This window comes from Halolamina sp. (assembly GCF_036626355.1).
In the GTDB taxonomy this organism is placed as follows: Archaea; Halobacteriota; Halobacteria; order Halobacteriales; family Haloferacaceae; genus Halolamina.
The window spans coordinates 22,369-35,692 of sequence record NZ_JAZKRY010000022.1 but is presented as its reverse complement, the minus strand read 5'-3'; the positions used below and the strand labels follow the sequence as shown (position 1 = coordinate 35,692).

At 64.9% G+C, this 13,324-nt stretch carries 10 protein-coding genes, 1 tRNA gene and 1 pseudogene; 5 read left to right on the top strand and 7 right to left on the bottom strand.

Going from position 1 to position 13,324, the window contains the following annotated elements; all coding sequences use genetic code 11:
- Window positions 1-940: 940 nt before the first annotated feature.
- Together V5A38_RS05400 and artA are read left to right on the top strand one after the other, a co-directional pair.
- A complete protein-coding gene (locus V5A38_RS05400; RefSeq protein WP_332324721.1) occupies window positions 941-2,251 on the top strand; it encodes a BGTF surface domain-containing protein in 1,311 nt (436 codons plus the stop codon).
- Between the two features lie 150 nt (window positions 2,252-2,401).
- Window positions 2,402-3,406, top strand: coding sequence for an archaeosortase A (gene artA, locus V5A38_RS05395; RefSeq protein ID WP_332324720.1), 1,005 nt, complete (start codon window positions 2,402-2,404; stop codon window positions 3,404-3,406).
- A 26-nt stretch (window positions 3,407-3,432) separates the two neighbouring features.
- On the opposite strand, the gene dph5 is transcribed toward artA, so the two are convergent.
- A complete protein-coding gene (gene dph5 / locus V5A38_RS05390; protein WP_332324719.1) occupies window positions 3,433-4,239 on the bottom strand; it encodes a diphthine synthase in 807 nt (268 codons plus the stop codon).
- Window positions 4,240-4,410: 171 nt separating this feature from the next.
- Here dph5 and V5A38_RS05385 point away from each other — a divergent pair.
- A pseudogene (locus V5A38_RS05385) lies at window positions 4,411-5,070 on the top strand (PrsW family intramembrane metalloprotease); the annotation flags it as partial.
- A gap of 35 nt (window positions 5,071-5,105) precedes the next feature.
- On the opposite strand, the gene V5A38_RS05380 reads toward V5A38_RS05385, so the two are convergent.
- Together V5A38_RS05380 and V5A38_RS05375 are read right to left on the bottom strand one after the other, a co-directional pair.
- Window positions 5,106-5,354 (bottom strand): histidine kinase, encoded by a 249-nt coding sequence (locus tag V5A38_RS05380; protein WP_332324718.1) that lies wholly within the window; start codon window positions 5,352-5,354, stop codon window positions 5,106-5,108.
- Window positions 5,355-6,205: 851 nt separating this feature from the next.
- Entirely contained in the window at window positions 6,206-6,646 is a 441-nt protein-coding gene (locus V5A38_RS05375) for a hypothetical protein (protein WP_332324717.1), read from the bottom strand.
- Between the two features lie 275 nt (window positions 6,647-6,921).
- Between V5A38_RS05375 and V5A38_RS05370 the strand changes: the two genes are divergently transcribed.
- Window positions 6,922-8,061, top strand: a complete 1,140-nt coding sequence (locus V5A38_RS05370) for a polymer-forming cytoskeletal protein (protein WP_332324716.1) — start codon at window positions 6,922-6,924, stop codon at window positions 8,059-8,061.
- 364 nt (window positions 8,062-8,425) lie between these two features.
- Here V5A38_RS05370 and V5A38_RS05365 read toward each other — a convergent pair.
- The 4 genes from V5A38_RS05365 to btuC all read right to left on the bottom strand — a co-directional run bounded on the left by V5A38_RS05365 (window position 8,426) and on the right by btuC (window position 12,064).
- A tRNA-Thr gene (locus tag V5A38_RS05365) sits at window positions 8,426-8,498 on the bottom strand.
- A gap of 58 nt (window positions 8,499-8,556) precedes the next feature.
- Entirely contained in the window at window positions 8,557-9,603 is a 1,047-nt protein-coding gene (locus V5A38_RS05360; protein ID WP_332324715.1) for a class I SAM-dependent methyltransferase family protein, read from the bottom strand.
- Window positions 9,604-9,659: 56 nt separating this feature from the next.
- Entirely contained in the window at window positions 9,660-10,994 is a 1,335-nt protein-coding gene (locus tag V5A38_RS05355; RefSeq protein ID WP_332324714.1) for a heme ABC transporter ATP-binding protein, read from the bottom strand.
- Window positions 10,991-12,064, bottom strand: coding sequence for a vitamin B12 ABC transporter permease BtuC (gene btuC / locus V5A38_RS05350; RefSeq protein WP_332324713.1), 1,074 nt, complete (start codon window positions 12,062-12,064; stop codon window positions 10,991-10,993). Before btuC ends, V5A38_RS05355 begins: the two co-directional genes overlap by 4 nt.
- Before the next feature lie 58 nt (window positions 12,065-12,122).
- On the opposite strand from btuC, the gene V5A38_RS05345 reads away from it, so the two are divergent.
- Window positions 12,123-13,289, top strand: coding sequence for a PGF-CTERM-anchored ABC transporter substrate-binding protein (locus V5A38_RS05345; RefSeq protein ID WP_332324712.1), 1,167 nt, complete (start codon window positions 12,123-12,125; stop codon window positions 13,287-13,289).
- The last annotated feature ends 35 nt before the right edge of the window (window positions 13,290-13,324 follow it).

The following is a 13,324-nucleotide window of genomic DNA, read 5'->3' as shown; positions in this document are numbered from 1 at the left end:
GAGGGGTGAGCGAGGGGGAGCCCTGAGCGAACCGGCTGGGGAGGACGTGAGACCACGGAGCAGGAGGCGGTGCGGTACTAGAGTGCAAGCCTACTCCGCGGTGGTGTTGGCGGTTGCAGTTACGGAAGCGGTGGTGTTGGCGGGTGCTGTTGTGGCAGCTGTAGCGTTCGAGATACCTCTCACTACCGAGACCCCCGACGAACCGAGCAAAAACGAGCGGTCGCTACATCGAATTACTGCGATTCCGTATCGCATGACTACACCTACGTGTTCACGAGGATTGAGGACGGGGGCAAGGTGATGACGCAGTAGGACGGGTCTCTCGGTCTCGCTTACAGTTATCGATCGTAGTCCTGTGAGTCCACCGACACGTTCACGAAGCCCGAGGACGACCACGAAGTGAAAGTCGTGACGCGGTAACGAGCGATTAATCGCGGCAGAATCGAACACAAAGTATTTATACTCGGCTACTGCTGGTTTCTATATGCTTACCCATGGTGGCAACAGCAAGTATCGCCGGTCGAGTCCACGCGAGTGGGCGCTCCCCTGCGGAGGCCGGCGGGAACGTTGACGTCACCGATTGCGGTGCAACATACAACAAACAACGACAGACAACTCAAAGCAACTCCGCGCGCTGGTCCTTGCAGCGCTGATGGTGTTCAGCGTCTTCGCTGGCACGATCGCGCTCACAGGCACAGCCGCTGCGGCCAATTCCCTGACCGGTCAGTCAGCGACAGACGTCGCTGGTGGTCAGAATTCGGCAGCACAGACAGTAACGTTCGACGTTGATCAGAATGCAACTGAAACTGACAACGTCTCCATCGACATCTCCGAAGCAGCCAATGCTGGAGTCACTGTAAACAGTGTCTCAGCAATGGCAACCAGTGGTTCAGACAGTGCATCGGTCACTGCTGTAAATGGAGCCACGGTCTACGTTGATGTGACTGAAGGTGACACCAGTGCTGGCGTAAGCACTGTTGAGGTCACGTTCGACCACGACACGAGTCAAGTCACCAGTTCAATCTCTGGTGTAACGTTCGACATCAGCGAGACGAACGCTGGGGCAGCAAGCCCGACGTCCGTCTCCTTCGACATTGACGCCTCAGCCCCGTCGCCCCGTAAGGCGACCCACTACGTCGACAGCGACGATGGCGCGATTCTCGAAGTCGCCTTCGACGAAGACGTAGCAAACGCGGGTAGCCTGAGCGGCGACGATGTTGTCGTCGGCTTTGCTGACGGCACGACGGCCGACCTCAGCAACTCGGCGCTCTCAATTGACACGACTGCATCGTCCGGCGCACGTGTCGTAGTCGACACGTCCGGTAACGTCTTCACCAACGTGCGGAACGTTACCGTCAAAAACGCCGAAGACGCAGCAGGTAACTCGCTGAGTACGACGACGGTCGACGTCACGTTCGCTCCGTCGACGGTCGCCGCCGGTGACCAGAGTGCACAGGCCTACGTGGGCGCAAACGTTGCGTTCGAGGCTACCCAAACGGACGTGACGATCAACTTCGACGGTAACGTCTACAACCCGACGCGTGGGAGTGGCACAGGGAGCCAGGTCTACGTCGTCGACACTGATGGCTTCGACACGGGCATGATCAACGCCAGCTTCAGTGGTCCGGGGAGTGACGCCAGTGTCGATATGCAGAACCTCGGTCTCACCGTCTCGGCTGACGACGTGACAACCGACGATAACGTCACCGCGACGGTCGAAGCGGACGACATCGACCGTGCCGTCGATGCCGCGCTCCTCGACAGCAACGATGACGTCGTCGACAGCACGACGCTCACGGTCGAAGCGACCGAGGACGCGACCATCACTGGAACGTCCACGCTCGCTCCGGGTAGCACATTCACGGTAGTCGTCCAGAGCACGGGCGACACCTCGCCGCGGTTCTACAACAACCCGACTGCGACCGTCCAGGCGGACGGAACGTGGAATGTCACGGTGGACTTCTCCGAACAGTCCGCGGGTGACACCTTCAGCGTGAGTGCACCGAACGGTGTCGGCGCTGATGGTGAAGTCGTCGAGGCAGTGACCGAGACGCCGACGGATACGGCAACGCCGACGGATACGGCAACGCCGACCGACACGGCAACGGCAACGGCAACCGATACGGCAACGGCTACCGAGCCGGACACCGACACGGAGACCACGACGACTGAGACGCCCGGCTTCGGCGTCGCAGTCGCCCTCGTGGCTCTGCTCGCTGCCGCACTGCTGGCCGGTCGCCGCGAGAACTAACGTTCTCGCTGACCACCAGTAACGAATAACCGGCTTCGCGCCGGTCATTCCGACACTCCATTTCTTTCGAACGCTACCTCGAACACTGACAGTGCTGCGTCACAGCCGCACAACGGCAAGGGATTTACTTCCGGACTCCGTTGAGAACCTATGGTCGGGGTACTCACTGACGCGCTGGCGTGGGTCGTGATTCTGACCTTCGCGGCCGGCGCTGTCCTCCACAGCCGCGCTCGCCGGACTCAGGTGTCGGTGGGGGCGGGCTCGCTCCAGGCGGCGGTCGGCGCCCGGAAAGGGAGCCTGCGCTCTGCTCGGGCCGTCTCCACCGCCGCCTGGGCGGGGTTCGCGCTGTTCTGGCTCATCCTGTTTCCTCACTTTGCGTTCACGCACAAGAGCTACGTCGAGGGGGTGCTCGCGTTCATCGCCGTGCCGGCCTCGCTCTACGCCGGCTACCTGCTCTGGCAGGGCCGGGACTCGCTGTTCCTGCTCTCGCGCTCGACCGCGATCATGGGACTGCTCTATCTCCCCTTCGAGACGATTCCGGCGGTCACCGTCGCCGGCACACGAATCCCCTCCCCCCGCGAAGTGCTCATCGAAACCGTCGCCGCCCAGACCGGCGTCATGATGCGCCTCTTTGGCTCCACCCCGGCGCTGATCACCGGGCCCGCCGGCTACGAGAACACCTACGAGTTCGTCGCCGCGAGCGGGCACACGCTCCAGTTCTCGGTCGTGCTGGCCTGCACCGGCCTGGGGAGCATCGCCATCTTCGCGGGACTCATCGGCGCCGTGCGCGCGCCGCTGGGCCGGAAGCTCCGCGCACTGGCCGTCGCCGTTCCCGTCATCTACGGCCTCAATCTGGTTCGGACGACGTTCATCGGCATCGCGTTCGGCGAGCAGTTGCTCCAGATATACCCCGAGGCGGTGCTGTTCATCTTCGGCGCCTCCGACGAGTATCTGGTCTCGTGGTTCGTCTCCGACCGCATCATCAGCCAGCTACTCGCGGTCATCGCCCTCGTCGGCGTCACCTATCTCGTGGTGCGGGAGCTGCCGGAGGTCCTCACCATCATCGAGGACGTGCTGTACATGGTGACCAACGACGAGTACGACCTCGCGGAGACGCTCGACCTCCCCCGGTCGCCCAAGCGGCAGGTCGAGTAGGTAGCCCGGTCTGCCCTCGGTGTCAGTCACTCCCGTCCGAGTAGCTCCGGCGGCGCGCCGCCGAGCGCTTCGAGCGCGTCAGCCTCCAGGTGGTGGGGCTCCGCCGGAACGACGAGCAGCTGCAGCGGGCCGCCGAAATCCTGCGTCGCGAGTTCCGAGAGACGGTCGGCGACGACCAGCGGGTCGGGGCTGCCGGCTCGGGCGACGACGACAGCGAGTTCGTCGGCCCACCCCCTCGCAAGTAGTTCTGCGGCGTAGTCGCCGGTCATGTACTCCTCACCCTCAGCCAGCCCGGCTGCGTCGGCTGTCGGGTCGTCGACTTTGATATCGAGATAGACGAGCGTGTGGAGGTTCCGCTCTCGGTTCACCTCGATGGTTTCGACGACGCTCGCCGGCACGTCGTCGCCGCCGTGTGCGCCGGGGAACGGCAGCGTCGTCGCCTTCCCGAAGCGGTAGTTCTGGAGCCCTGTCAGTCCCGAGGCCGCCGACTGGGCGGAGACACCGTGAATCACTCGCGTCTCGATACCGCGCTCGTGGGCCCGGAGCCGCAGGTCGACGTGTGTGGTCGAGATCATCGTGTCGCCGGCGGTGAGGAATGCGACGTCGGCCTCCTCGGCGGCGTCGAGCACGGGTTCGGGGTCTTGCTCGACGCCCGCGCGGTCGCGCACCTCGATAGCGATGTCGTGGTACGCGACCAGTTCCTCCACGGAGCTGCCGACCAGCCGGCTCGTGTAGAACTCCGCGAACGCACGGTCGGCGTCCCGGAGCGCCTCCTGGCCCTCGACGGTGACTGAACGCTCGTCGTAGAGACCGAGACCGATGAACGTGAGCATAGCCGAACTGGTGCCGGCGCCCCCAAAGCGGTGTCCATCCGCCGGTTCGAGGCGTCGCAACCGGTTCGGCGGCAAGGCATAGGTGGGTTCGGGTCACAGCACCGGGCATGACCGACCCCGAGTCGGGCGCCGAGCCCGTCGACACGGCCACCGACGAGGGTCGCCCCCGTCGAGGAGACGGTGAAGTGGCTCGCCGTGGGGCTCTACGCCGTCCGGCGCCCGGAGTTCGACGCAGTCACCGACGGCGCGGTGTACGGCGCCGTTGCAGGACTGGGCTTTGCGACAATCGAGAACGTGCTCTACGTCGTCCAGGGGTTCCTCCAGGCCCAGGCGAACGGGGGCGGGGCACAGGCGCTCCAGGCCGCCGTCGGCACGGGCGTTTCGCGTGCGCTCGCTGGACCGGGCCACGTCATCTACTCGGCCCGGGCCGGCTACTACCTCGGCCCCGCGAAGCAAAACCCGGACAACTGCGGCCCGATCGTCGTGAAGGGGTTGCTCGTCGCCTCGCTCATCCACGGGAGCTACAACGTCATCGTGACGTATCTTCCCCGCGGCGTCTCCAGCGGCAGGTTCATCCTCTTCGTCGTGCTGTTCGACGGCGTCTTCTTCTCCCTGCTCTACCGGAAACTGGCACGGTACCGGGACGTGTACGGCGACGTCGTTGAGCCTACCGAGTGGGATGGTGAACCGGGCGGCGATGACGCGACGGAACCTGGTGGCGAGGCCACCGAAGCGCCAGCCGGAGGTGAGGGCGACGAACCGACGAGTGGTGCCCAGACCGATACGCCTGCGGCCGAGAACGTTGTTGACGACGAACCGACCGAAAGGTAGCCGCTCAAGCAGTTATCGAACGATTCAGGAGCGGGTTAGCAGGTCTCCGCGCCGAACGCGGCCTTCACGAAGTTTGGGACGGGAAGGCTACTCATCAGGTCGCTGAGGAAGTCAGGGACGAGGTTAGCGACGAACCCCGGCGGCCCGCCGTCGCTGGGGCCGTTTTCGGCGTTCTGGCAGTCGTCCGCGTTGGTGGCGCCGGGCGCTGCAGCCACTGCCGGGACTGAGAGCCCGATAGCGAGCAGTGCGACCAGTGCGACCGTCAGGGTGGTACGGGGAGTCATACAGACTGAACCAGGAGCTACAGAGGGTTAAACAGGCAAATTCCTTCGGCCGGGTTGGGGCGCTTATCGCCCATTGAAGGCGGATTAACCCGTTTGGCCCGATTCAGCGCGCCCATCTCACGGACGAACGACCGAGACGGGCTATTCATCACTCGCCCGCGAGGCGTGCGCCATGCGAGCCGGACCGCAAGCGGTGACATCGACGGGCTGGTTCAGGGTTGGCGCGTGCTCGTGTCGTAAATCGGTTGAATTGCGTTCCCGTGGGCTCTACAGCCACCGGTACCCTCTGCCGCCGCATCAATCTGGTTCGGTCTCGCCGGAGAACAACGCCGCGGTGCGGGGACTCCAGAGAGGGTGCCATCGGCTCCAGGGATCGGTAATGAGCGTCACGTGCCTGGAGTGCACTGGAGGCAGCCTCCGGTTCACGAATGAACATCGCGTGGACGATTCTTCGTAACCAATGGCTAATTATGAACTCACCTCCGTAGTCGTCGTTGGAATCATACTACTCGCTGCAAGATAGCATGTCCTGGGCGAGAGATGCGAGTCGGCGCTACGAAGACCAGACCCTCGAACCCACCTCGGCTCGAGTTGACCTGAACAGGACGAGCAGCCGAACAAGTGGCAAGGACTGGGCGAACCTCGATGTTCGAGCCTCTCGTAGTCCCGTTCGTGCGTCTCTTGGCCGGTGGCCGGGGTCATAGTGTCCACTTGGTCACCAAGCCAGCCAGTTGCTGAACCGACAGGGCACAGATATCGAAAACCGATCGAATCGATTTGCGAGTGACGCTCGCTACCGTACTCTCAGCGATTCCGAAACAGAGCGATACCACCGTGCCGACTCTGCGGCCTCAGTTGGCGGTCGACCCCGGTGGCCGCCGTTCGACAGCGCTCTGCCGGTAGGCAAGGTAGCCACCGACGAGTGCCGAAAAAACGCCAACCGGGAACCCGACAAGGAGTATCGCCGATGCGAGTCCGACGGCCTGCATCGAGATGACCGCCATCGCGAGCCCACCGCCGACGATGAAGCCGGCAGTCGCTCCGGCCAGCGTCCAGAGTCGTCGCCGTGTCCTCGCTGAGGCCCGTCCCGTCTCCCGCTGTTCTCCCCAGTACGTCAGTCCGAGATACGTGAGCGGGAGGACGACCATCCCCGCGACGATTCCGGCGGGTAACCCGAGCATCGCCGACGGCCAGATGTACGGGTCGAGCGCCTCCGTTACACCAACACCGATCACGACGAACGCCAGTCCACCTGCGAGGAGACTCGCGATCGACTTGAGTATCTTGTTCATACGCGTAGTACGTCAGCTGTCGAGATAATCTCAGCTGGCAATTCTCTGTCCGCGAGAATGAGTATGCGGCGAGAACGCAGGACAGATGACCGACTGACCGACGGTCCGATTGGTTGCCCACGAGTTTCCGGTTCCCGGCCGGTACTCGTGCCGGTCGGGGACAGCTACAGTCGACACGGGCTCCCCGTGGTCGTCCCGGGGCGATACTGACCAGGTTGTCCCACACTGCGGGAAAACTAATCAATATTTTACGGTGACGTGCCGACGGCTAGGTAATGAGTTTATCGTTCAGCAACGGAGAGCGTCGGGTCATCGTGTCCACCCTCGTTGTTGGGCTCCTTCTTTCGACGGTGGCGGGCGTCGTCGCTGCTCAGTCCGTCCAGGGGGCTTCAGGAACGATCGTCGTCGAGGAGGGTGAGACGGTCTCCAGAATCGACGCAGTCGCCGGGAGTATCGTGATCCGGGGAACTGTAACGGGTGACGTCTCTGGGGCCGCCGGGACGATTCACATCGCCGAGAGCGGGCGGGTTCAGGGGTCGATCTCCGGCGCCGCCGGTGACGTCCGCATCGACGGTTCCGTCGGCGGCGACGTGAATGCCGGCAGTGGAAGCATCCAGGTGAGCGAGACAGCCACGATCGGGGGTGACCTCGAGATCGGTGCGGGATCCGTTCTCGTCAACGGCCGGATCGATGGCGACGCCCGTGTTGGCGCTGGAACGATCGTGCTGGGACCGAACGCGGAGGTGGGTGGCGAGTTCCGCTACGACGCCGAGGAGTTCACCCAAGACCCGGAGGCGACGGTCGCGGGCGGCGTCGTGGCAGATCCGTCCATCCGGGGTAGCGACAGCGCCTTCGCGATTCCAAACTGGGTGACGCAGGGGTACGGCCTCCTCGCGAATCTGCTGCTCGGAGCAATTTTGTTACTCCTCTTTCCGGCGTTCTCGGCGCGACTCGTGGGGCACGTCTCCGACGAACCCGCAAAAGCCGGCGGGGTTGGGCTGCTGACGCTGGTCGTGGTACCGATCCTCCTGACGCTGGTCGCCGTCACGATCATCGGGATTCCCATCGCCATCGTCGGCTTCGTTGCGTTCGGGCTCGCGATCTGGGTCGGGGCCGTCTACGGACAGTACTCTATCGGTGCGTGGGCGCTCAGGCGGATCGGGCAGGACGACCGATGGCTATCGCTCGTGGCCGGCCTCGTCGGATTCACCATACTGGGCGCGATTCCGATCGTCGGCGGGCTCCTCGAGCTCGGTGCGCTCCTGCTCGGACTTGGCGCACTCGCGTTGGAACTCCGCAACTCGTATCGCACCAGCCGAGGCTCTGGCCCGAGCGATCGCCAGACGACGTTTGACGATACGTTCGACGAGAGTGGCACAGAAACTCCGGCCGGGGGAACGACTGACAGGTCCTGAGTTGGTTCTGCCATTGGCTCGTATCGATTTCTCAGGTGATGACCGGATGCGCTGTCGCCAACACGAGGTGTCTCATTGATGAACGCGTCTTTTCGAGAGCGTACACGTACGACCGGTATGGATTCATCGTCCCGGTCTGTGACGAAAACGGCGCCCGTCGACGACGAACGGACTACAATCCCTACGAGTGGACTGACCAAGCGCTATATCGGGACTCTTCGAGGTTCCCGACGAACGTTGACACCAACAACTGATTGCTGAACCTAAACAAATGTGGGCCCTGAAGGTTCGAATAAAGCGAATATTCAAGTAGGAGCCTCCCTGAAGGCGGTTAACGTTCCTAAGGGAGGCGTAGCCGACCTTAAGCCGGAGGAGGGATTTGAACCCTCGACCTATTCCTTACGAAGGAATCGCTCTCCCAGCTGAGCTACCCCGGCACGTACACGCTGATACCCGCAACACGAGCATAAGGGTTCCGAAATCAGGAGACGACGCTCACCCGGTCCGCTCCAGCCGAGCGTCCAGACAGATGTTGACCTCGTGTGGCGCGTAGGAACGAACCACGTGTTCCTCCAGCACCGTCACCGCGTACTCGGCGCCGGCGGCGTCCTGCAGTGCCGTTTCCGCCCGGTCGAACGCTCCGTCCTCGTGCTGGATGTCGTAGAGGTGGACCACACACGACTCCCCAACAAATTCGACGGCGGCGTCGGCGAACTCCGCAGCAGTGTGGGGAAGGTTCATCACCAGCCGGTCGGCCCAGTGCTCGTACTCGTCCGTGTGCTCCCGCACGTCGCCAACGTGAGCCGTGACGCGGTCCGCCACGTCGTTCCGCCGGGCGTTCTCGCGTAGATACTCGATAGCGGTCGGGTTGATGTCACAGGCGACCACCTCGGCGCCGGCGGCGGCCATCGGCACCGCGTACGGGCCGACGCCGGCGAACATATCCAGCGCGTTTTCGCCGGGTTTGACCTGCTCAATCACCCGGTGGCGCTCGGTTGCCAGCCGCGGGGAGAAGTAGACCTCCGCCACGTCGACGGCGAACTCGTAGCCGTACTCCCGGTGGACCGTCTCGGTCGGTGGACGCTCGTCCTCCGGGTCGGGGTCGTGAGCGAGCACCTCCCAGTCCCGCACTCGTGTCTGGCCTTTCACTTTCGAGGCTCGGTTGATCACGCTTCGCACGGGGATATCGGAGTTCATCACCGCCTCCGCCACTTCCTGGGCGCGCGCTGGCTCGTCCTCGTCGACGATGACGATATCGCCCAGCCGCTCGTACGTCGGGGCGTAACCGAGCAGGTCCTCCGGCGTCTGCTGGGGCGCCCGCGCGGGCACGTCCTTCTGGGTTACCGCGAACTCCGCGGGGACTGCATCGGGGTCGGTCACCGGGATGAAGAGCTTCAGCTCGTCCGTCTCGCTCTCTTCACCCGGCGGTTCGGCCTCCTCCACCACGATGCCGAACTCCTCGTCGATGAGGTCGGCGCCGGCGAGCCGCTGTCGGGCCTCCTCACCCGACTCTCGGGGAACCACGACGCAGGGACGCTTCATACCTGTGGGAGGCGCCCCACCGGAGTAAGGATGACGGATGGCGGCGGGACACGAAGTCACTGGCTGCGTGAGCCCGGCACCTGCAGCGAGTCAACGAACGCCGACTCCGTGATTGTGGCCCCGTCGGCGCGCAATGAACTGTAGAGATCTCCCGCCCGGTCGGACACAATCCGCGTTTCCAGCGCTCGCGTTTCGACACAGACCACGGGGACGTCGACGTCATCGACCGCCTGCAAGACCGGCACGAGTCCTTCCGTGAGCTCCACATCCGCGACGACGACGGCGTCGGCAGCCCCAGCGAGCGTTCCCGTTCTGTCCGCCAGGTCGCCGCCGACGCGTTCGAGCGGTCCGAGTTGGAGCGTCTCCATCCCCAGTGCCTCCGCGACCTCGGCGTCAGTGTCGCCGGTAGCGACTGGGCCCACTGTCGTCTCGACGTCGGCCCGGGAGAGCGCCGAGAGAAGTGGGCCGGCACAGCCGCCGCCGGCGACGACGTGGACGCGGTCGAACTCGGCTATCGGTACGCCGTCGTCGGAGCCGCCGTCGGGCGCCGCGTTCGGGCGTTGTTTCGCAGCTGAGAGTGCGGTAACGTGGGCCCGGTCGGTGACGGGGTTCTGGGTGACGACGGCATCGGCGTCGAACGCGCTGCGGAGCGTGTTTTCGGTGAGCACCGCTTCGGGTGGGCCATCGGCGAGCACGCCGCCGCCGGCGACGACGACGAGGCGGTCGCAGTAACGCGCCGCCAGGTTCAGGTCGTGGATCACGGCGACGGCGGCGCGCCCGGTATCGACCAGCTCCGCGACGGTATCGAACGTCCGGAGCTGATGGTTCAGGTCGAGGCTGGCCGTCGGCTCGTCGAGCAGGAGCAGCGGCGTCGACTGCGCGAGCGCGCGGGCGAGCAGCACTCGCGAACGCTCACCGCCGGAAACCGCCGTCACCGGTCGGTCGGCGAACTCAGTCACGTCTGTTTGCTCCATCGCCTGCTCGACGGCCTGGTCGTCCGCCTCTTCCATGCCACCGAACCGGGAGAGATGCGGCGTCCGGCCCATCTCCACGGCCTCTCGGACCGTGAACTCGAAGTTCACGGAGGTGTCCTGTGGGACGGTTGCGACGAGCCGACTCGCCGCTTTCGAGGGGAGGTCGTGAACCACCTCGTCTGCGATGGTGACCTGGCCAGAATCGGGTGCTAGCGTCCCTCGGATCGCGCGTAACAGCGTCGTCTTCCCCGCGCCGTTGGGGCCGACAAGTCCGACCAACTCCCCGGCTTCGACAGTAAGGTCGATGTCGCTGAGAATCTCCGTCCCGCCGAGGCTCACCGAGAGATCAGCGACTGACAGTACAGGCTTACCACCGCACCGGGCGGGCGGGTCGAGAGGTGGGCTGCTCCGGGTCATAGCTCGTGCACCCTCCGGCGACGGAGCAGGAAGAGGAAGAACGGCGCGCCGACGGCTGCGGTGACGATCCCGACCGGAAGCTCCTGCGGGCCGCTCCGGGCGAGCGTGTCCGCGGCGACGAGGAACGACGCGCCCGCAAGACTGGCGGCCGGCAACAGCACCCGGTGGTCGGGTCCGACGAGCAGGCGCATCACGTGCGGGACGACGAGCCCAACGAACCCGATGACGCCCGAGACGGCGACGGCGGCGCCAGTGATTACCGCAGACACCGCAAGCAGCAGGCGCTTGGTGCGCTCGACTTCGATACCTAGCCCGGCGGCCTCCTCCTCCCCCAACAGGAGCACGTTCAGGTCCCGGGCGTACGCGAGGAGGACGACGAAGCAGCCGAGGACGAACAGCGGGAGCACCGGAACGCCGGCGACGGGGACGAAATCAGCCCACGCGGCGTTGTCGAGGTTGCCCATCAGCCAGTACACCACCCGGCGCATGCTCTCGCCCGAGCGCAGGAGCATGAACGAGATAACCGCGCCCAGGAACGTCTGGACCGCGACGCCGGCGAGCAGCAGGGTTGCGACGGGCGTTCTCCCGCCCTCTGTGGCGATAGCGTACACCCCGAAGGCGGTGATCAGGGCGCCGGTGAACGCTGCGGCCTCCAGGCCGAAGCCGAACGGGAGCAGCGCAGGCGCGACGATGGTGAGGACGGCGCCGACGGCCGCGCCGGAGGAGACACCGACGATAGAGGGGTCGGCCATCGGGTTGCGGAAGAAGCCCTGCATCACCGTGCCCGCGGCTGCCAGCGCGAAGCCGACGAGTGCGCCCAACAGAATCCGGGGAAGCCGGATCGTGACGACGATGGCGCGGTGGGACTGCTTCAGCTCGAAGGCGTACGGCGTGACCAACTCGACGCGACCGCCAGCGAACTGCGGGGCCGGAAGCGTTTCGAGCACGGCTTTCGCGACGGTGTCGGCCGGCACGGGAACGGGGCCGATACCGGCGCTGACGACGACGACGACGGCTAACGTTGCCGATAACGCGGTCGACCAGAGCGTTGCTCGACTCGCGACACGCATAACCAAAGCTGAGTTGGGTTAGGTAAATACTTATTGCACTAGCTGCCACACGGTGACGATGCGAACGTCTACGACTTTGTTGGCAGTGTTGTTGGTTCTAACTGCTGGTGTCGCGCCCGCGGCGGCGGGTGGACCGGCTGTTGGCTCGACGAGTGACGCCCTGGCGACGGGCGCGTCCGCAGCAGCGACGAGCCAGCACGAGTGTTCGTTCCCGTTCACCGCGACCGACGCGACGGGAACTGAGGTAACGATCGAGGAGCCGCCCGAACGCGTGACGACGCTCGGACCGAGCGCGGCCCAGACGATGTGGGAGATCGGTGGGAAACCCCAGGTCGTCGGTCTCGACCAGTATGCGACGTATCTGGAGGGCGCCGAGAGCCGCACGAACGTCTCCGCTGGGGGATTCGGCTACAGCGTCGAGACGGTCGTCGGCACCGAGGCCGACCTGGTGCTGGCGGCGAACGTCGCCCCAGACGACACCATCGCGAAGCTTCGAGAGGCGGGGATGACCGTCTACAAGTTCGAGGCAGCCACCTCTATCGAGGCCGTGGCCGAGAAGACGACGATGACCGGGAAGCTGACCGGCAACTGTGAGGGCGCCGCCGAGGCGAACAAATGGATGATGCAGAACGTCGAGACCGCACGTGACGTCACTGCGGGTGAGGACAGCCCGCGCGCACTCGCGCCGCTCGGCAGCGGCTACGTGGTCGGCGATGAGACGTTCATCGACTCCGTGCTGACCGCCGCTGGCGGCGAGAACGTCGCGGCCCGGAACGCCACGGGCTACCCGCAGCTCTCCGACGAACTGATTCTGGAACTGGACCCCGAGATTCTCGTGCTCCAGCCGTGGATGGAGATGGCCGGGCTCGCCAACCAGGAGCCCTACGCGAGCACCACTGCCGGTGAGCAGAACGCGACCGTCGTGGTGAACGCGAACTATCTAAACCAGCCCGCACCGCGCTCGGTCGTCTACGCGACGTGGAACCTGACCGAAGGGTTCCACCCTGATGCGTTCGCGAGCGCGGAGTGGACTGCACGGAGCGAGGTGACGCTGGAAACCGAGACGCCGACGCCGACTGAGACGGCCACGCCGACGGAGGTCGTCGACGATACGGAGCCGACGACCGAGACGACCGAGACCACCACTGACGGACCTGGCTTCGGTGTCGGTGCAGTCGTCGCTGCGCTCGCGCTCGGGAGCGTGCTGCTGAGCCGACGGGAGTAGACCCGACGTTTTTCCAAAACCGCTTTCCGCTCGGA